The following is a 19,911-nucleotide window of genomic DNA, read 5'->3' as shown; positions in this document are numbered from 1 at the left end:
GAAATAATTAACCGCAGATAAACGCAGATCAAAAATGATGGGTTTTCTTTATAGGTAAATATTCTGGATTTTTTACCTATTTCTATTAGTTGCTATCTATTTATCACAATAATCATTTATTTCTGTTTATGCCACTACATTTAAAATTTTTTAGCAATATGGTGAATTGTATCAAATTCACATCTCTCTTTGGGGTCGGTTTCTCCATAGATATTAAATGTAACCGTAGGTTGTTCACCAACAGCTTGTACCTGATGAATTGTATCAGGAGCAAAACTAATAATATCACCTGGGAATAAATTTATTTCTCCAGTTGTTTCAATTTTATCTGGAAACTCCGGGTTTGAACTGCGCCGCCAAAATGTATTTTTTTCTTCACCTTTTAGCAACGCTACCACTCCCCAAGTTCCATGATTATGAATATTGGAAATTGTCCCCGGTGCAAAAGTTACTGTTTGTACAGTTAAAGGAAACCCTAATTCATCATATAACAGTAAAACAGAGGCTCCTGTTTTTGAGTCAGGTGGTAAAGATTGACTTTGTACCCAATAAGAATTGACAATTAATCGCCTTACCAGCATCCGAATTTCAGGGAGACAAGTTGATTCGTCCTCAACACGATTGAGAACGTCTTCCACCTCAGTCAGAAACCGATATAAGCGATAATTGTCACGTAATAAATCCCATGTTCTCGCTGATTTACAGGCTTGATGCTGTCCATCTCCAGCGATAAACCAATCCTTACCTTGCATAATTTATATACTCAATTATGAATATTTTGGTAAGAAAATCATGGGAGGATTAGCTTGAGGCATCACAGTTATAGGAGCCACAGGAGATGCGGGGAGGGGAGGTAGGAGAATACTATTATTAGTAGAAGGTGTGAGAGATTGATAAGAGGATGAAGTGGATAACCAGTTGTTCATGATTTTTGATTGGGAAGAGGTGATTGGTAAAATGTTTACTCGGTTTACATATAGCATTTCTCGGTTGAGTGAGGTACAAAAACCCCACCCCCAACCCCCTCCTCGCTTGCGGGGAGGGGACTAGGAAATGCTATAATTAATCATCATCTTCTTCTGGTGGACGGGTTAAAATATCCAGAAGAATGCTAGAACCAAAATCATTTTTTTCATCAATACCTTTAACTCTGGCACTGATTTCCTTAGCTTGATCTAACTTTCCTAGTTTAGCTAATACCAAACCAGAAGCAGCATAAGCATTTAAGTACAATCTGATTTGGTGTTCTTCGTGACGTTTAACTAAGATGGGTTGAAGTTGTTCCCAGTTATCAGGAAACTTCTCGACTTCTTTAATTTTAGCGGTTATTTTCTCTGCTGTTGTCAGTGCGAGAACATAATTATTTTTGTAGTAAAAATATCTATAAGCTGCAACTAAAACATCTGTGTTGTCTCCTGTTTTAGCTAAAGCTTGTTGCATATATTTTGTAGATTCTTCTGTATTTTCCCAAGTCTGTGCCGCTAATATCAATAATTCTTTGACATCTTCTGCTACATCAAACCATGAGTATTTGTTTTGGTTAGGTTGCATAATAGGTAATCAATCCCATTTGATGTGGAATATTTAGAATTCTCCACATCTACTATTTAACAGTTGAAGTAGTAGTCAGGTATATAAATTTAATGATTTCTTATAGTAGTAGTTTTTAAAATTATGATAATGTTTATATATAATTGAACTATGGAGAAATCATATATTTGTCAATATGTTTAATAAATTTTCCAAGGCTAGGAACACTATTCACAAGTTTAATATATATAAATTCATAATCTAAATTAGATGCAAGTCTATTGAGTTGTTTCTCACGCTTGTTATAACCTTTACCGACATAGTTATAAATCTGTTTCATATCATCAGCAGGATTAGCTCTTTGTTCCATATCATCAGTTTTAGGATTAAATCCAAAACTTGCTTGAATTTGATCTGGAGTAAGACGCGGGTCTATTTTTAGCAAATGATTATATTCTGCTAAGAACCATGCTTCTATTTCCATAACAGCAAGGACTATATTTATAGGAATTGTTCCTGTTGGTAAAGAAGAACGTAAACCGCTTTGTAACCTAGATTTTTGAGCTAAAGGTATTGGATAAACATCTCTTAATCCTATTACTCTTTCATAACCAGACGCAGTTAAAGAGTTATACTGATCTTTCATATCTGAAACGACGTTATTTTCACCACCAGAGTTATAAATTAACACATAAAATTTTGTTGCACAAGTAACAGGATATTTCATTATTAAGGTGGCAAAATTTCTTCCTTCCTTAGATTGAATCTCTATGGAAATATTAATTATACCTGCAATCTCCTTAAGTAATTTCTCTACAAAAATTTGTTCTGTTAGCCCCTCTACAAAAATAGCTAATTTTTTCACTGTTCTATATTCTCCTCATTACCAAACCCCTCTATATAGAATTGAGTTGCAAAAAAGTCAAAATTGTTTAATCCGGTGAATTTGAAATCGTCAAATATTTGTTTTGAATTATGTATGTTATGAAGTTTGGCCAATCCAGGTTTCCTTTCAATAACTGACCAATATTTCAAAGGAACACCATTCATAATAAAGCGATCATTGGTTGTCATAATTAGCTGAACTAATCCGCTTTCAGCTTTACTAATAAGCAACTTAATCATTGCTGATGCTCTTTCAAAATCGAGTCCTTCCCCAATGTCATCTATCAAGATACAACTGGGCTTTCCGGCTAAAAGCGAGTAATTTACTTGAATAATTAAAGATAACGCTCTGAACATACCTTGAGAGATCAATCCTTGTTCAGTTTTAACTTTTAAATCACTTTCTTGAACATAAAGACATTGTAGTTTTAGGGGCATTTCATCCCCTTGATCAGAAAATAAAACAGATGCTGGTGTTTTGGCTTCTATTCCAGATATGTTGTAACCCACCGTTAACATATCCGATTTTATTGCTTCAATGAAATTATGTCCAAATTCTTCTTGTCCTGAATTGAATATATCAACTACTTTTTCTGTATCTTTTAAGTCTATTTTTTTTCTAATAGAGTTAGCGAATGCAAGACGACTTTTTCCTAAATCTGTCCCGAATTCATAATACCTAAATGAGCTTGCCCAATTGTAAATCTCCTCAAAAACAGGATGCTGGATAGAATCTCTTCTTTTGAAAATAGCCACTCCATCAATGGGAGTCTGAAAGTCAATATCTTCCTTCAATTTTTCAGCCCAAACTTTCCCAATACCTGATTCTTTCCTATCAAGGTAAGTCTTATCTCCACTAATAAAACTCTCTTTAACTACCTGACCATTCTCAATTTTCAATATGTAGATTTTTTTGCTATGGTTGTTATGAGAATCAAAGGTTAATTTCCACTTTCTTAACCTACCATCAGGTATAAGACCTCTATCACCAGATAGCAAATTAGATACAAGGTTGATAGCTCTAAGTATTCTTGATTTACCAGAGGCATTTTTACCAACAATCAAGTTTACATTACCTAATTGGCAACCATCTAAACGCCACTCACTGGGCTTATCTTTGTCTTCACAATATTCTACAAAGTCTAATTTCATATAGTTTTACTATTTATACTTAATTAAAGTAACAATAAATTATTATAGCCCATTATCAATCATTGCTTACTCAAAAACAACACCGCGATAAATTTCTGCTATTGGTAATTCAACCCCAATTGACTCCAGAGAAATAGATTTTTCTAAATTATTAAAATCACTTAATAACCAACCTTGAGATTGTTTACTATATTTTTCTATAAAGATTTCATCTTGTTCAACTAATAAATATTCGCAAAAACTGCTAATTGAACGATACATCCGAAACTTGCCTTGGCGGTCATAATCTGCTGTGGAAGGAGATAATATTTCTATAATTAAGGTAGGATTTAGAACTTCATCATTGCGATTTTCATTTAGCTGTGGTTCACCTATAAAAACCATCACGTCGGGATATAAGCCGCGTTTATATTCAGGAATCCATAGCCGCAAATCACTATTAATTGGCTCAAACTGACTATCACGCAGAAGAAATTTTAGAAATGCAAAAATATTACCACCTATACGGCTGTGGTTGAGTGATCCTCCTGGCATTGGTATAATTTCCCCATCATGATATTCGTTGCGCCCTTCAGCTTTTTCTTCAATGGCGCGATATTCATCTAAACTATAACGACGCTCAACAGTGGTAATCATTATGCTGTCACCGATTACATTGAAGTGACTGTGATTATAGCAAAATTGCGGCTAATTGTCAGAAATGGCTTACGCCTCCAGTTAGAGATACAGGATATCCAGAATTCAAGTATTTACAGTATGTGATTGAATGATGTTTTAATACTTATAAATAATGTTAAAATTAAACCATAAGTAATCATGGAGTAAATGTCATGGTACAAACTAAACATAGATTTGCAAGTTTTGAAGAATATTTATCTTATGATGATGGCACAGATAATTTGTACGAATTGTTTAATGGGGAGTTAATTGAAATGCCACCAGAGTCAGGAATTAATGTGCAAATTGCTAATCGTCTTTTTCTCATTTTTGCATTGTTAATAGGGATTGATAGAGTGCGGGGACATGGTTTGGAATTGGAAGTAAGAGGAGAACCGAGAAATCGTTATCCTGATTTAACTATTATTCAAGAAGAGCATATTCAACAATTAGCAAACCGTAACACGATTCGCCTGTCAATGTCACCACCTTTATTGGTAGTTGAAGTAGTTAGTCCTGGGGAATTACAAAGAGATAGAGATTTCATCGCCAAGCGTCTACAGTATCAAGATTGTGGTATTCCTGAATATTGGATTATTGACCCCCAAACCAAAAGTATATTAGTCTTAGAATTAGTTGATAAAATTTATAATGAAGTTGGTATTTTTTCTGGTGATGATTTAGTTATTTCTCCACTATTTAATAATCTCAATTTACAAGCATCACAGATTTTTGATTAATCAGGAATTCCTTTATAAACTTACAATTTTAGCAAAATTACGGCTAATTGTCAGAATCAGGATATCCAGGATTTAAGGATTTACAGGATGTGATTGGATGATGTTTTCAGAATTGTGAATGATCTATGATCAGGTAAAAGGTAAAAGGTGTATAATTACCCATTACCCATTACCCATTACCCATTACCCATTACCAAATTAAAATGCGTTGAGCAGATAAACCAAAGTGAAGAGAACAATCCAAATGATATCAACGAAGTGCCAGTAAATTTCTGCCATTTCGATGCCTGTGTGTTTGGTATCAGAATAATGACCACGACGCAAAGAACGCCATAATACACCCAAGATTAACAACAGTCCGATAAAGACGTGTAAACCGTGGAAACCGGTCATGAGATAAAAGCAATTGGCGAAAATATTGGTGGTCAGACCATATCCCAAATTCATGTATTCATAAACCTGACCGGCTAGGAATACAGCCCCCATAATTGCGGTAATGAAATACCAAAACCGCATCCAACCAACACTATTTCTTTTAATTGCCATGTCACCAAAGTGAATGACAAAACTACTAGAAATAAGAATGATAGTGTTAATTGTAGGGATAAATAATTCTACTTCTGTTCCTTCTGGTGGCCAAACTGCGGTAGTACCTCGAAAGAACAAATAGGTGGCAAAAAATCCACCGAACATCAAAGATTCGGAAACCAGAAAAGTCAATAGTCCCCAAACTCGTAAATCTTGATGTTCTTCGTGTCCACCTTCATGATGTTCACTGGTTGTAATTGCAGTCATGCTATTTTCCTAGTAAATTCTCATCTGTCTCACGCGATCGCGCAAAGGTAGAAAGAATTTGAAAAAACTCCGCGTACCTCCGCGCTAACCTCCGCATACCTCTGCGTTTTAACTGACAGCTTCTGTCACTGATGCATCATCATGATCGTGACCGTAATCATAAGGACCATGAGTAACAACAGGTAAAACTTCCCAGTTTTCAATAATTGGTGGAGAACTGGTTGTCCATTCTAAAGTCAAACTTTCCCAGGGATTATCACCTGCGAGTTCTCCTTTTCTCCAACTAGTAATGGCGTTGTAAGCGAAGGGAATCACAGAAATACCCAAAATGAATGCGCCAATGGTACAAAGCTGGTTTAAGCTCACAAATTGGGGATCATACATGGCAACTCGGCGTGGCATTCCTTGTAAACCCAGTTTGTGCATGGGTAGGAATGTCAAGTTAGTACCGATTAAAGTGAGGACAAAGTGAACTCTTCCCCAGGTTTCGTTCATCATTCTGCCGGTCATTTTGGGGAACCAGTGATATATACCTGCGTAAATACCAAAGACGGAACCACCAAAGAGAACGTAGTGGAAATGTGCGACTACATAATAGGTGTCGTGGACGTGAACATCAAAGGGGGCTGTTCCCATTGTTACGCCGCTTAAACCACCCATGACGAACATAGAAAGTAAGCCGATCGCAAATAGCATGGCGCTGGTGAAGCGAATCTTGCCACCCCAAAGGGTTGCGACCCATCCGAAGATTTTGACACCGGTGGGAACTGCAACTATGAGGGTGGAAATGGTGAAGAACATCCGCATCCATCCGGGTGTGCCACTGGTGAACATATGGTGAACCCAGACGAATAAACCGACGACGCAAATAGCAACTGTGGAAAATGCGATCGCTTTATAACCAAAAATCGGTTTCCGTGCATGGGTGGGAATTACTTCTGACATAATCCCAAAAATCGGCAGAATCATTAAATAAACCGCCGGGTGGGAATAAAACCAGAACAAATGCTGATAAATAACGACGTTACCACCTGCATCTGGTTTAAAGAAGGAAGTACCAAAGTTGATGTCAAACAACAACAGAATTAAACCTGCTGCTAATACTGGTGTAGATACAAGTGCGAGGACGGAAGTTGCTAAAATTGCCCAGCAAAATAGAGGAACTTGATCCCATTTCATGCTGGGGACTTTCATGAACAAGATGGTGATGACAAAGTTGAGTGAACCCAAAATTGAGGAAGTTCCCACTAACACAATCGCTAAAATCCACATGGTTTGGGCGATAGGTGCGGTAACTAAGCTTAAAGGTGGGTAAGCTGTCCAACCTGATTGGGAACCACCAAAAATGAAACTGAGTAATAACAGTAAACCAGCTGGTGGGTTTAACCAAAATGCGATCGCATTTAATTTGGGAAACGCCATATCTCTAGCACCCACCATCAACGGGACTAGATAGTTACCAAATCCTCCAATTGCACTGGGGACAATCCATAGGAAGATCATGATCGTCCCATGATTGGTCATGAAGGCGTTGTACAGATTAGGATCAAGAAAATCGGAATCTGCGGTGGCTAACTCGGTGCGGAGTGCGATCGCCATCAACCCACCGATGAGATAAAATCCAAACGCTGTCACCAAATATTGAATCCCAATCACCTTGTGATCAATATTAAAAGTGAAATAATCTCGCCATTTCCACGCTGTAGGGTGTGAGGTGTGTGGCGTATTTGGTGGAAATTCTAACTGTGTCATAAGCTATGAGTGCGAATTTGTTCAGTAGTCAACTGAACGCTGCTATTTTGTAATTTGAGTCAGAGTTGCTGCATTTACACCCATATCATTGACATAAGGTGCCAGAAATTCAGGTGTCGATAAATTAGCTGGATTTACAGCCACAACTTGAGGTTGTCCTTGCTGTTGAGCAATCTGGTTTTCTGTCAACCAGCTATCAAAATCTTCTTGGGTGTGGACTATTACTTGCGATCGCATGGAACCGTGATAACCACCACACAATTCTGCACAAACTATCGGATATGTACCTGGTTTTGTAGCGACAAAACGTAATTCTGTAGGGATACCAGGAAGTGCATCTTGTTTGAGACGAAATTGCGGAACCCAGAACGAATGAATTACATCATCTGCTGATAGATTCAACTGCACATCAGCACCAACAGGAACGTGTAACTCACCAGCAGCAATACCAGTTTGGGGATAGTTAAATAACCAAGCAAACTGAATCCCCTTCACATTAACTACCAAATCCGCTGGTTTACCTTGAGTTTGGGGACTTCCACCAATACCAATCCCAGGAGTTACAGCCTCAGAACCATCATTCATGGTAGCAGCCATAGCCATCTGTCCATGAGGATGGCTTCCTGGTTCTAAGCCTCCCATTTTGTTATAAATATCTACACTGTAGATACCCAAAACAATCACAATTACTGTAGGAACTGCTGTCCAAAATATTTCTAAGGCTAAATTACCTTCTACAGGTGTACCATCACCATTATCTCCTGGACGACGACGATACATAAACAAGAAAATTAGAATCGTTCCTTCTACTACTAAAAATAAAGCAACAGCAATGGTAAACATGATATTGAAAAATCCGTCTACCAAAGGCGCTTGTTGCGATGCTTGTACCGGTAGTAGATGATGATTTTGACCAATCCAGATGCTAATAGGGGAAATTATCATCCCAGCTAATAGCGTCCATAACGACACAGGAACTTTTTGCATACTACCTGCACTCTATCAGTTATCAATTATCAGTTGTAGGAGCAAATTACAATTCGTCCGTACTTATTCAGTTATCAATCTGTTCACTGTTCTCTGATTTGGGGCAGTGTTTTTGATTTTCACTTACTAACGTTCTAACTTACACTTAATACTAAATTGCATAAACTTCCAGATTTTTTCATATCTTTGACTCAAGATTAAAAAAAATGCTTTTAGTATATTCAAATTTCCAATTTTTTATAAAAACTGGAAATTCAGGATTTTAATTCTGCTCATTTATAACAATTTACGATTTATATTTTTGTTGATGATGAACTTTTTATCTAGTTTGGGAAAAAATAAAATATTCCCATATAATTACATAATTTAGCAGATTTACGCAGTTAAATAGTGCTTTTTGAAGCAAAGCATTATTTTGAGTAATTCCCAAAAATATTAGTTGTCTACTGTTGTATGAGAATAACAATTTTTGGGACAAATGCGGGAACAAGCTTCACAACCAATACAGTTTTCTGGAGAAGTAACAGACATTACTTTCCGTTCAATTTCTTCATCATCTTCATCTTCCACAAATTCGCCTTCTTCATTTAGTGCCTTTAACCCTAAAACATTGTAACCACATACTTTAATACATCTGCCACAACCGATACATTTATCTTTGTCAATTTTTTGGGCAAATTTTGGAGTCCAAGTCTTACCGCCAAAAGTCACTCCTGTTAATGTCGCCATGATTTTTCCCTCAGCAATTTTGCTTACAAATTAGTTCGTGATTTAATCTTAATCCTAGCCTAATAATTTTGATTTTTACGAACAAAAATTAACTTTTTTATCAAACTTTGCTGACTTGCTAAATAATAGCAATTGAGTTTAGATAATTAATCATATTAAATGATAGTTATTATTAATAATAACCATCCTTTAGTGTTTGAAAAGTTTCCGGCGATTATAAATCACTACTACACAAACAAAGTCCACCTGCGTGGACTGACGAAAAATTAGGAGTTTGAAACCCATGTTCGCGTAGCGTTCCGCAGGAATAGATGGGTTTTGCTGTGTAGCCTTTAGCATCCTGTCTAGAGATGTGTGTACACCGTAGCTTACAAAGGGGGGATCTCAATCAATTCTGATACTTTTCCAACATCCTCTTAGGGGTCAATTTCCCTCCTGCCTCCTATAAAAATATATTGATATTCTTTTGCAAATATAATATTTACCTCATGGATAAAAGATGCAATTTGACAGTATTAGTAGATACCAAATAAACCCGAATTACCTTTTATGTGAAAAACTATACAAATTAAATCATCAGAAAAGTTATATTTTACCTTAACTTAATTTATGCACAAAATTTAACTTTTAAAAATAACTGTAACTACCATAGCAATAAATAAATTTAAATTAACAGTCATTCAAACAATTTAGCATTACCTAGATGTTACCCAAAAACACTTTGAGTAAGGTTTTATGGTCAAATATAAAGACAAAGATTAAGAAATCTTCCTAAGCTCATTCTGAACAAACTTAGCGAAATCTTTATGAAATGTATAGTTAATAAAGAAGCAATGAAGCTCTTGTTTCAATGTCTTTAATCAGTGAATAGTCAACAGTGAACAGTTATTAAGGATATGCTGTGATTTTTCATTCAGCTAAATTCATTAGTAGGGGTAAAGCACAATATAAACCCTGTTAACTGATAACTGACAAGTGAGGCGAGAAAAACATTTCTTGTCATGGAGATACTTTGGTAGCAAGTTATGAATCAACAGGAGACATCACGGGGGGACTTGAGCCAAACATCTCAGCAATTAGAGTAGGAAGAAGCCTGATGCCTTATACAATTCCTAACAAAAATTGCGTTGGATGTGATAAATGCCGACCCCAATGTCCTACGGGTGCAATCAAAATAGAAAATAATGAATATTGGATTGATCCTTGTCTTTGTAATAATTGCGAGGGTTATTATCCAGAACCACAATGTGTCATCGCTTGTCCAATAAATGCTCCCATACCTGCACAAGCTAAAAAAGGAAGATGCAAAATTGAACCGCGAGAACCTACCAGTCCTGATTTATTTTCCAATGGCAAGAATCATCCATTTGCTTCGGCAATAGTTATCTGGGAAGCTTGCAATTTACTAGCACAACGTAAATCATTGAATTGGGAAACAGATGCAGAAGATAATTTACATTATAGCCGACAAGTTAATCAAGGTCGGGGTGCAATTTCTTTTCATATTCAAGACCCATTTCAAGTAAGTAACCTAGCTAAAGATTTACACGTAATTGAAAGCCTCGATATTCGAGCAGCTTGTATTCATTTAATTTTCGCAGCCCATGCTACAGTCTTAGATAAACCTTGGGAACAAGAATTCGCCATTGATGAACGCCAAATTGAAAAATATTTGGGGTTAGAGAAACGCAAAGACCTCAACAAAACCGCCAAGCTTTCTTTAATCAAAAACATCGTTCAACAAGCTTGTTCTCTCATTGTTACTATAGACTGGCCGCAAAGGGGTAGAGTTCCCGGATTTTCTGTTACACAAAGTCGCTTATGGCATTTAACAGATATTCAGCACCATTTTCAAGAAGATGATCTGGGGTGTAAATATTTGATTGGACTGACATTTAAGGTTAAAACAGGCACTTGGTCGCAACACTTCTTAAATAGACAAGCCAGTAAAGAGCGAAGTGGATTTTATCAATATGGTAGTCTTCCTAAAACGCTGTTAACTACAGTTATGAGTCTTTGGCAGCAACATGAAGGTGCTATCAGACTTATGTTATGGTTATTATTTAAAACCAAAATGGGTAGAGAACAACGCATCACTGTTCCTACCTTAATGCGAGTTGCTTATGGTGAGGAAAAAATTAACCTAGCTTCGAGATTACGAGATGAACGTAAGCGTTTATTACGCACTTTTGAAAATGATTTGGAAGTTCTCAATCATTATGGAGTCAAACCACTATTTGACCCTATTACCTATCCGCCAGAAATTCAACCATTGTGGGCGAAATTAGTTGATATTCCTGAAGATCCAGATGAGGCTTTGGAATTTTGGATTAATGATGGTAGTGGTGATAATCGACTGACAGATAGTGGACCTCGTGGCAAGTGGAATTTGTTAATGAATGCGCGAATTTTATCTTTTGAACTTCCTTCAGAGTGGGAACAGCTAAGTTCAGAAGCGGAGAAAAAAAAGCGGCGTACTGTTAGGAGTAAAAAAACTCTTAAAAGCACTGATGATTTATTAGGTGAACAAGTTTTACAAGCACGCAAAAATCTTAATATCTCCCAAAGAGAATTAGCAAGGCTTACGGGTAAAAGCCAAAGCTGGATTCGTGATGTTGAAAATGGTCGTCTTAAACCTAAGTTAGAAGACCAAGCACTACTGAGAAAGGTGCTGAATATTCTTTAATTTAGTTATCTCGTTATCTCGTTCCCAGTCTCTGACTGGGAATGCCATTACAGAGGCTCTGCCTCTAAATCTTAGCAGAAGTGTTCCCGATAGCGCACCTTAGCTAAAGGCAGAGCCTTCTAAAATTCATTCCCATACAGAGTATGGGAACGAGATAAATTTAGTAATTACTAATTAGTTAAGCTGGCATCATTTGCATCGATCTGCAAGTCTCAGCACATCTACGACAAGCTGCGGCACATTCCATCATCTTGTTATCATCACTGATTTTTTCACAAGCTGCGGCACAGCGATCGCACATTTCCGCACAAAGCATACAGGTACGTCCCATGAACTCGGAACCACCCATCATCATGTTCATGCACATCATGCACATTTCTGAGCAGTCGCGCATTATGCTCATCATCGCCATATCCATGTACTTACCACCTTTGCTCATACAGTAGGTCATGGTTTCTAAGCATTTTTTGTGACATTCCATGCAAGCATTTATGCAAGTTTGCATTTCGGTAGTCATGGTTTCAGTCATCATCATCATCATAAAAAATACTCCTAATTTTGTGATGTTTGCGTATGTCTTGATTTGGATTAATTACAACATTAATGCCAATTGTTTCCAAGGTAACTGGGGCTTTAACCCCTGAATTTATTAGCCCAAAATTCCATATAGTGACTGAATTCCTCCCCCAAAGTATTCACATGAGTTGGTGCTATTTTTGCACGATTTTTCACCGAATTTTGCTGATAAATTCTCTTATGAAAAATTCAATAAATAGAAGTTCTCAGCTTTGAATTTGGATATCTTAATGAAGAGTGAATTTTGGCTAAATCCTAACACCATATTTTTGGTTCACAGTATTGATTAACTGCGATTAACTGCTTTTTACCTTCTATCCTATGGCTGATTTTTAAATAAAATCATCAACTAAATTACCTGGTATATCCAGATTATCCTCAATCCCTAACAATCGTGACAACGAAAACAGTAGTTTTTTCGCTGTCTGGTGAGCATGAATGATACATTATTAATGCTGGTCTATTAATACAAACTATTGAAAGTTCTGAACTAAAATTATCATGAAATCTTTGCACCGTAACGATTTATATAGCTGGTCTTGTTTTAACCCCGCAAGAAATATTGATTTCAATGGGTTCGCTTGGATACGTCCAGAAGGAAATATCTTGATTGATCCTGTAGCTTTATCAAACCATGATTGGAATCATCTGGAATCTCTTGGTGGTGTGTCTTGGATTGTGCTGACGAATTCTGATCATCTGCGGTCAGCTAAGGAAATTGCTAATCAAACCTATGCTAAAATTGCTGCACCAAAGGCGGAAAAAGAAGATTTCTCGATCTTGTGCGATCGCTGGTTGGCTGATGGTGAGGAGTTAGTTCCAGGATTGAAGGTGATTGAAATTCAAGGTTCAAAGACTCCCGGTGAGTTGGCCTTGCTGTTGGAGGAAACCACGTTGATTACTGGGGATTTAGTGCGATCGCACAAAGCCGGTACTTTAACTATTTTACCAGATGAAAAGCTGATAAATCGAGAACAGGCTGTAGCTTCTGTACGCCGTTTGGCAGCATTGGAGAAGGTGGACGCGGTGCTAGTGGGTGATGGTTGGTCTATTTTTCGAGATGGAAAGGAACGGTTGCAGGAGTTGGTGGGGAGTTTGGGATGAAAAAATACTATGGGTAAAAGCACACAAATAGCCTTTGATTTGTATGGTGGCAAATAAGGTCTAAGAAATTTCAGACAGAATTGCATTGCAATGTAATTGTCTAGATTATTCCCTCCAGATAATTTCAATTTTCATACCCAAGTTTTTGAAGTCTGTTAACTCAGATGGAATCCTTTTAAACGTATCAGAGTTACTATTACGATCATTAAGAGGTGGACGTGAGATTGAAATGTATTCAGTCGCGTTCCAGTTACGTGGCAAATTTTTAGGCAATTCTTCGAGCAGAATTTCTTTACCTTGTTTGTTTAAATACCCTTTATCTACCAGCTTTTCTTGCAGAAAAGAGTCAGTATTAGTAGTAGGACGTAATCTGATTCGCGATTTTAGTTCGTATATATCTTGTTTATCAGGCTGTTTTCTAAAACCACCTAGAGATTTAATATCCTGTAAATGAGATTTACTTAACCAGAAGTGTATCACTTTATTGGTAATAATACCTGACAAATCAGTTACAAAGATAACACAAATAAGATAAGCATTGTCATGAGAAAGCATCAAATCAAGATTTTTACTCGTGATAGTAAAAGCAACTATTAATTCTGGTCGTCCATTCTGTACATTCTGAAAATCTTCTTCCTTAATACGTCTGGACTTAACCTGAAGAGCATAAGGTGGCTGAACATCACGTTGTTTAGTCTTACTCGGAAGGGATTGCTCCTTTTGGTTAGTGACTAATATGTCAAAACCAAAGTCAGCAGGCATTTTGAAAGCTTCATAGCCTGCACCGAAGAGACGACCCATAATATAGTATTCCGCTTCAAATCCTAAATAAAGGCGATCAAAAAAATCCATAAACTTGTGTTGACTGATACCGCGTTTTAATAATATATTAAAATATAAATGGATAATTAAATATTTTTAGTAAATAAAGATTTTTACAAAATAGCCTACAAGAATCTCATGTCTTTATATACACAATAGTTAACATTTTCAAAAATAACTTATGTCTGCTAGAGATGCTTTTCATAATTCTGTAAAAATTGCACTTCAAAAAGACGGGTGGAGAATTACCCACGATCCTTTATCTATTAGTTTTGGCGGAGTTGATCTGTATATTGATTTAGGAGCAGAAAGACTGATTGCATCTGAAAAAAATGGAGAAAAGATAGCGGTTGAAATCAAAAGTTTTTTAAACACTTCAGCAATATCTGAATTTCATACTGCTCTTGGACAATTCCTTAACTATCGCGCTACGCTAAAAATAAAAGAACCTGAACGTATTTTGTATCTAGCAGTTCCTTTAGAAGCTTATACTGATTTTTTTACAACTAAATTTACATAATTCATAATTCAGGAATATCAACTAAAGATAATTGTTTACAATGTTGAAATAGAGGAGATTGTAAGATGGCAAAGTTAGAAGATTATCGCCAATATATTCAGCAAATATTGACGAAATACGCCAGTTATAAACCTGCTTACGGAGAAATTGAAGTAGAGACAATCTTTGATACACAACGGGATCATTATCAGATTGTCCATATTGGCTGGGAAAATAAATGTCGAGTGTATGGCTGTTCTATGCACCTCGACATCAAAAACGAAAAAATCTGGATTCAATGGAATGGAACAGAAATTGATATTGCTGAAGAATTAGTTCAACTCGGTGTTCCTAAAGAGGATATTGTCATCGGGTTTCATTCCCCGTTTATGCGAAAATTCACAGATTATGCAGTAGGTTAAGCCAAAAAAGCGAACTGCTGAAAACAGCAGTGCTTTACGATCGCTCTTTTGACTAAGCCGGTGTAAACTGCAATGACACACCATTCATGCAATAACGCAAGCCAGTAGGTTTGGGGCCATCATTAAACACATGGCCTAAATGTCCACCGCAATTGCTACAATGCACTTCAGTTCTAGTCATGAACAAAGACCGATCTGTAGTAGTAGCGATCGCACCCTCAATCGGTTTAAAGAAGCTCGGCCAACCAGTACGGCTATCAAATTTGCTGTCTGAGGTAAACAAAGCCTGTCCACACCCAGCACAGACATAAGTACCAGGCTCATAATTCTTGTCTAAAGGGCTAGTATGAGGGCGTTCTGTGCCATGTTTTCGCAACACCTGATACTGTTCCGCTGTTAAAATGCTTTTCCACTCTTGCTCTGTTTTTGTCACTGCAAACTCAGTATTAGAAGCTGCCATAGTTTCTGAACCCCAATTGATATAACGTGAAAAAAAGGCTGTGCCAAATAATACGGCACTAATCTGTAAAAAACGGCGTTTGTCCATATTTCTATTATTTACCATTTTACTTTTCTTAGCCAAGCAAACCCAGATGAGAATTCAATCATCATGAGCGATTGCTCTGAGAAACACATGATAAACTCATTAAAATTAGCTAAAAAAGTTTAATTTTCAAATTGCAGCGTTCGCGTCAACATAGATCAGCTATTCTGGAGTATCTTTATCCACAAACATCTATAGAAAATTCAGCGCTTTAACACTAATGTGTCAACTGCTAGGAATGAACTGCAATGTACCAACAGATATTTGCTTCTCCTTTGAAGGATTTTCTGCTAGGGGAGGAAAAACCGATGATCATAGCGATGGTTGGGGTATTAGTTTTTCTGAAGGTAAAGGATGTCGGATTTTTTTAGATGCTAAACCCTCCATAGCTTCTCCACTAGCAGAGTTAGTCCGACGCTATCCCATCCACTCTACCCACGTCATCGCCCATATTCGCAAAGCTACCCAAGGTGAAATTGCCATTGAAAACTGTCATCCTTTCTGCCGGGAACTGTGGGGTAGGTATTGGGTATTTGCCCATAACGGCAATTTACCAGACTTTCATCCTCAAAATAATGGCATTTTTCAACCTGTCGGTAACACAGATAGCGAACTAGCATTTTGCTTGATTCTCAACGCTTTGCGAGAAAGTTTTCCTGATGGTAAACCCCCACTCAAGTTACTTTATCCTGTACTAAGCAAAATCACGGCAGAATTAAATTCTATCGGCATTTTTAACTATTTACTCTCTGATGGAGAGCATTTTTTTACCCATTGCTCCACCAAACTCTGGTACATTATCCGTCAAGCACCCTTTGCAGCCGCGCATTTAATTGATGAAGAGATGACTGTAGATTTTAGCGAATTGACTACCCCAAGCGATCGCGTTGCTGTCATTGTCACTATTCCCCTCACAGATAACGAAATTTGGACACAAATCCAACCAGGAGAAATACTAGTCTTTCAGGATGGTTTACCACTTAAGGTTGAGTAATTTATTCCAGACAATATCTTAATAAGAAAATGCCAAATGATATGGCTTGCCAACTTTTGCTTCAGTTGGTAAATACTTTTTCACCATCCCAATTACTTTATCACTATCAATCGGCTTGGTGATAAATTCCGTTGCCCCAAAGACCTTTGCCCGCACTCTATCAAAAACGCCATCACTACCAGTTAATACTACCACTGGTGTTTTAGCAAATAAAGAGGTACTTCTTAATTGACTGCAAACTTCATAACCGTTGACAACAGGCATAATCAAATCCAAAATAATCAAATCCGGTTTATTTTCAATCAGTATTGGTAGAGCTTGTATAGGATCTTGAATAGCTATAAATCTCATCCCATTAGCAGTAATAATCCTCTCTAATATTTTACAAACTTGAGGGCTATCATCCACACAAGCTATGAGAGGAACCTTTCTATTAATTACTGGTACAGGTGAATTAGTCGATTGATTATTTACTTTAAAAACTGCTAAAGGTAAGTCACCTATTTCTATTAATTCTGTGATTCCTTTTTGAATAAAAGGAAGCAACGAGCGAGCCACAGATACCACACTCTGCTTCATTTTTGCAGCTAAATCCCATAATGTATATTGTCCGTTAATTAACCGTTCAAAGTTATTATATACAATTGGACTAACCTGCCTCCGTAGTAAGTCTGGATTGCGTAAAACTGGTGATAAATTAGGATGAAAATTTTCTAAACCTGCTTCTGACCAACCATTCCAGAAAAGTTGAATCTGTTGAAACAGGATATCTACAGATGTAGAAATTACTGGAAATTCTAACTGTACATCTTGATTTTGTTCACAGAAAAAGGAGGATGAATTAGTCTTTTGGGCTAAGTCACACGTAACTTCAAATATTGTTTTTTCGATAATATTATTAATTTGTTCATTAGTAATTTTTTGAGTTTTATACAAATTTTCTATAATCAAAAAATCCCAATAATCAACTGATAGATCAACGCCAGAAAAGTTGATACTATTAATATCAAGATGATGACATTTGTCAGCCAGATTTCTACGCAAACGACGGTAAATATGAGTGCCTTCTGTCGCCCATACTAATTTTCCTAACTGATAATAGAAAATCCAATTATTTTTTTTTGTATCTCTAATATTCACTTGACCACTAAATTGCAGTTGAGTGCATTTGTGAAATATATTTATTATTCTATTAAATTGTATAAGTTGCGTCTGTGTCATAAATTCCTCATTCAAATTTTTTGTGGTTAGGATAGTTTTGCTGATTTAAATAACCAAAAATTTAGCACTTAAATCTAGTATAGATATAGCAATCCTAGATGATTAATGAACAGTTTATGTTCCCTGTTCCCTTCCCTCACTGATAAGTTCTCGACTCAAATAGGATTGCTATAGTAGTTTTCCGTCACCCTAAATGCAATAAAATATAACAGCAACTTTAGCAAGTTTACATATAGTAAACTTTTGTAAATAAGGTCAACAATAGTATAAATACTGATATTTTCTATAAGAAATTTTGTTTTGACATAAAGCTCTAATAATGGTATTCGGAGTTTTAGAAAATCAATTATAAGTATAATTTAACACAAAACGAGACAAACCCCATATTTTCTATCGAAGAAGTGTTGTTTTTTCTTGCATTTATAACCACATATCTGCAATTATCTATTACTATGAACAGTAAATACTGTATTCCCATCAATTAACTGTAGATTTACAGGAGGACAGAAAATGAATTTGCGATCGCTCAAACAATTACAACTTGGATTTAAGCTAAATTCACCCAAAAGCTTTGTATCACTCTTTTTGGCAGGGACAGTTTTGAGTGTAACGCTTGCAGCTTGCTCTGGTGGGAATGAGGGTAATTCCACCGCAAATACTCCTGGCGCTAGTCCTGTTGCTGCCAGCAAGCCCAATGTGGAACTAACCCTAGTATCCTTTGCCGTTACCAAATCCGCTCACGAAGCCATTATTCCTAAATTTGTAGAAAAGTGGAAACAAGAACATAACCAAACTGTCACCTTTAAGCAAAGCTATGGTGGTTCTGGTTCCCAAACTCGCGCTGTCATTGATGGTTTGGGTGCAGATGTTGTCCACTTAGCCCTATCTGGAGACACCCAAAAGATTGAGAAAGCTGGACTAATTGAGCCAGGATGGGAAAAAGAAGTTCCCAATAATGGCATTGTCTCCAAATCTGTGGCAGCAATCATCACTCGTCCAGGCAACCCTAAAGGTATTAAAACCTGGGAAGATTTGGGAAAAGATGGCATCAAAGTAATTACGGCTGACCCAAAAACCTCAGGTATTGCTAAGTGGAATTTCTTAGCACTATGGAATTCCGTGGTTAAAACTGGTGGTGATGAAGCTAAGGCTACTGAATTTGTAAGTAAAGTTTACAATAACGTACCAATTCTGACTAAAGATGCGCGGGAAGCCACTGATGCTTTTGCTAAACAGGGTCAGGGAGATGCTTTAATCAACTATGAAAACGAAGTTATCTTGGCACAACAAAAGGGCGAGAAAGTGGACTATGTTGTTCCTGATGTCAATATCTCCATTGACAATCCTATTGCAGTAGTAGACAAAAACGTTGATAAGCATGGTACACGGGAAGTCGCAGAAGGGTTTATCAAATTCCTTTACACTCCTGAGGCACAAGAAGAGTTTGTCAAATTGGGATTCCGACCAGTGAATGAGACAGTAGCCCAAACTAAGGCAGTTTCAGACAAATTTCCGAAGGTAAAAACTCTGGGTGTAGTTGATGACTTCGGCGGTTGGACAGCAGTAGATAAGAAGTTTTTCGCTGATGGTGGCGTTTTTGACCAAATTCAGGTTACAAACAAACGGTAATTGGTCATTGGTCATTGGTCATTGGTCATTGGTCATTGGTCATTAATTCTTTCTTCTCCTGAACTCCTGATAGCGCAGCGTGGCGTTAGCCATACTCCTGAACTCCTGACTCCTGACTTCTGACTCCTTGCCCTGAGCGTTCACGTAGTGTGTCGAAGACAAGCCGAAGGGCTGACTCCTGACTCTC

At 37.0% G+C, this 19,911-nt stretch carries 20 protein-coding genes and 1 pseudogene; 7 read left to right on the top strand and 14 right to left on the bottom strand.

Annotated features, from left to right (window positions below; all coding sequences use genetic code 11):
* Nucleotides 1–140: 140 nt before the first annotated feature.
* The 6 genes from ACSQ6I_RS02525 to ACSQ6I_RS02500 form a co-directional block, all read right to left on the bottom strand.
* The gene (locus tag ACSQ6I_RS02525) at nt 141–752 is read right to left on the bottom strand and encodes a cupin (protein WP_438888704.1); all 612 of its coding nucleotides are present in this window, start codon (nt 750–752) and stop codon (nt 141–143) included.
* Nucleotides 753–767: 15 nt separating this feature from the next.
* Entirely contained in the window at nt 768–926 is a 159-nt protein-coding gene (locus ACSQ6I_RS02520) for a hypothetical protein (protein WP_438888703.1), read from the bottom strand.
* Nucleotides 927–1,062: 136 nt separating this feature from the next.
* Nucleotides 1,063–1,551, bottom strand: a complete 489-nt coding sequence (locus ACSQ6I_RS02515) for a hypothetical protein (RefSeq protein ID WP_438888702.1) — start codon at nt 1,549–1,551, stop codon at nt 1,063–1,065.
* A 148-nt stretch (nt 1,552–1,699) separates the two neighbouring features.
* The gene (locus ACSQ6I_RS02510; RefSeq protein WP_438888701.1) at nt 1,700–2,395 is read right to left on the bottom strand and encodes a DUF4276 family protein; all 696 of its coding nucleotides are present in this window, start codon (nt 2,393–2,395) and stop codon (nt 1,700–1,702) included.
* A complete protein-coding gene (locus tag ACSQ6I_RS02505; protein WP_438888700.1) occupies nt 2,392–3,567 on the bottom strand; it encodes an ATP-binding protein in 1,176 nt (391 codons plus the stop codon). Before ACSQ6I_RS02505 ends, ACSQ6I_RS02510 begins: the two co-directional genes overlap by 4 nt.
* 66 nt (nt 3,568–3,633) lie before the next feature.
* On the bottom strand, nt 3,634–4,203 hold the full coding sequence (locus tag ACSQ6I_RS02500; protein ID WP_438888699.1) for a Uma2 family endonuclease: 570 nt from the start codon (nt 4,201–4,203) through the stop codon (nt 3,634–3,636).
* Nucleotides 4,204–4,397: 194 nt separating this feature from the next.
* Here ACSQ6I_RS02500 and ACSQ6I_RS02495 point away from each other — a divergent pair, with 194 nt between their 5' ends.
* Entirely contained in the window at nt 4,398–4,964 is a 567-nt protein-coding gene (locus ACSQ6I_RS02495) for a Uma2 family endonuclease (RefSeq protein ID WP_438888697.1), read from the top strand.
* A 198-nt stretch (nt 4,965–5,162) separates the two neighbouring features.
* Here ACSQ6I_RS02495 and ACSQ6I_RS02490 read toward each other — a convergent pair whose 3' ends face one another.
* The 4 genes from ACSQ6I_RS02490 to fdxB all read right to left on the bottom strand — a co-directional run bounded on the left by ACSQ6I_RS02490 (nt 5,163) and on the right by fdxB (nt 9,227).
* Nucleotides 5,163–5,759 carry a cytochrome c oxidase subunit 3 gene (locus ACSQ6I_RS02490; RefSeq protein WP_438888696.1) on the bottom strand — a complete coding sequence of 199 codons (597 nt, stop codon included), beginning with the start codon at nt 5,757–5,759 and terminating at the stop codon, nt 5,163–5,165.
* A gap of 108 nt (nt 5,760–5,867) precedes the next feature.
* Entirely contained in the window at nt 5,868–7,511 is a 1,644-nt protein-coding gene (gene ctaD, locus ACSQ6I_RS02485) for a cytochrome c oxidase subunit I (RefSeq protein ID WP_438888695.1), read from the bottom strand.
* Nucleotides 7,512–7,553: 42 nt separating this feature from the next.
* Complete coding sequence (locus tag ACSQ6I_RS02480; protein WP_438888693.1) at nt 7,554–8,498, bottom strand: cytochrome c oxidase subunit II; 945 nt, start codon at nt 8,496–8,498, stop codon at nt 7,554–7,556.
* A gap of 435 nt (nt 8,499–8,933) precedes the next feature.
* Entirely contained in the window at nt 8,934–9,227 is a 294-nt protein-coding gene (gene fdxB / locus ACSQ6I_RS02475; protein WP_438888692.1) for a ferredoxin III, nif-specific, read from the bottom strand.
* Between the two features lie 1,096 nt (nt 9,228–10,323).
* Between fdxB and ACSQ6I_RS02470 the strand changes: the two genes are divergently transcribed.
* Nucleotides 10,324–11,913, top strand: a complete 1,590-nt coding sequence (locus ACSQ6I_RS02470; protein WP_438888691.1) for a helix-turn-helix domain-containing protein — start codon at nt 10,324–10,326, stop codon at nt 11,911–11,913.
* 178 nt (nt 11,914–12,091) lie between these two features.
* Here ACSQ6I_RS02470 and ACSQ6I_RS02465 read toward each other — a convergent pair whose 3' ends face one another.
* The gene (locus tag ACSQ6I_RS02465) at nt 12,092–12,454 is read right to left on the bottom strand and encodes a four-helix bundle copper-binding protein (protein WP_438888690.1); all 363 of its coding nucleotides are present in this window, start codon (nt 12,452–12,454) and stop codon (nt 12,092–12,094) included.
* A 536-nt stretch (nt 12,455–12,990) separates the two neighbouring features.
* Here ACSQ6I_RS02465 and ACSQ6I_RS02460 point away from each other — a divergent pair.
* Complete coding sequence (locus ACSQ6I_RS02460; RefSeq protein WP_438888689.1) at nt 12,991–13,593, top strand: MBL fold metallo-hydrolase; 603 nt, start codon at nt 12,991–12,993, stop codon at nt 13,591–13,593.
* A gap of 105 nt (nt 13,594–13,698) precedes the next feature.
* Here ACSQ6I_RS02460 and ACSQ6I_RS02455 read toward each other — a convergent pair whose 3' ends face one another.
* A complete protein-coding gene (locus tag ACSQ6I_RS02455) occupies nt 13,699–14,445 on the bottom strand; it encodes a hypothetical protein (RefSeq protein ID WP_438888688.1) in 747 nt (248 codons plus the stop codon).
* Between the two features lie 151 nt (nt 14,446–14,596).
* On the opposite strand from ACSQ6I_RS02455, the pseudogene ACSQ6I_RS02450 reads away from it, so the two are divergent.
* Both ACSQ6I_RS02450 and ACSQ6I_RS02445 read left to right on the top strand, forming a co-directional pair.
* Nucleotides 14,597–15,013: pseudogene (locus tag ACSQ6I_RS02450) on the top strand (XisH family protein).
* Entirely contained in the window at nt 15,001–15,336 is a 336-nt protein-coding gene (locus ACSQ6I_RS02445) for a XisI protein (protein ID WP_323310692.1), read from the top strand. Before ACSQ6I_RS02450 ends, ACSQ6I_RS02445 begins: the two are co-directional and overlap by 13 nt.
* Before the next feature lie 52 nt (nt 15,337–15,388).
* On the opposite strand, the gene msrB is transcribed toward ACSQ6I_RS02445, so the two are convergent.
* The gene (msrB, locus tag ACSQ6I_RS02440; protein WP_323310727.1) at nt 15,389–15,883 is read right to left on the bottom strand and encodes a peptide-methionine (R)-S-oxide reductase MsrB; all 495 of its coding nucleotides are present in this window, start codon (nt 15,881–15,883) and stop codon (nt 15,389–15,391) included.
* A 217-nt stretch (nt 15,884–16,100) separates the two neighbouring features.
* Here msrB and ACSQ6I_RS02435 point away from each other — a divergent pair, with 217 nt between their 5' ends.
* Nucleotides 16,101–16,874, top strand: coding sequence for a class II glutamine amidotransferase (locus ACSQ6I_RS02435; protein ID WP_438888687.1), 774 nt, complete (start codon nt 16,101–16,103; stop codon nt 16,872–16,874).
* An 18-nt stretch (nt 16,875–16,892) separates the two neighbouring features.
* Here ACSQ6I_RS02435 and ACSQ6I_RS02430 read toward each other — a convergent pair whose 3' ends face one another.
* Nucleotides 16,893–18,095 (bottom strand): response regulator, encoded by a 1,203-nt coding sequence (locus ACSQ6I_RS02430; RefSeq protein ID WP_438888686.1) that lies wholly within the window; start codon nt 18,093–18,095, stop codon nt 16,893–16,895.
* A 510-nt stretch (nt 18,096–18,605) separates the two neighbouring features.
* Between ACSQ6I_RS02430 and ACSQ6I_RS02425 the strand changes: the two genes are divergently transcribed.
* On the top strand, nt 18,606–19,724 hold the full coding sequence (locus tag ACSQ6I_RS02425; protein WP_438888685.1) for a sulfate ABC transporter substrate-binding protein: 1,119 nt from the start codon (nt 18,606–18,608) through the stop codon (nt 19,722–19,724).
* Nucleotides 19,725–19,911: the final 187 nt, after the last annotated feature.

Origin of the sequence: Anabaena sp. WFMT, from assembly GCF_051781005.1 — a bacterium.
In the GTDB taxonomy this organism is placed as follows: Bacteria; Cyanobacteriota; Cyanobacteriia; order Cyanobacteriales; family Nostocaceae; genus Anabaena.
This window is presented reverse-complemented; position numbering and strand designations above follow the sequence as displayed.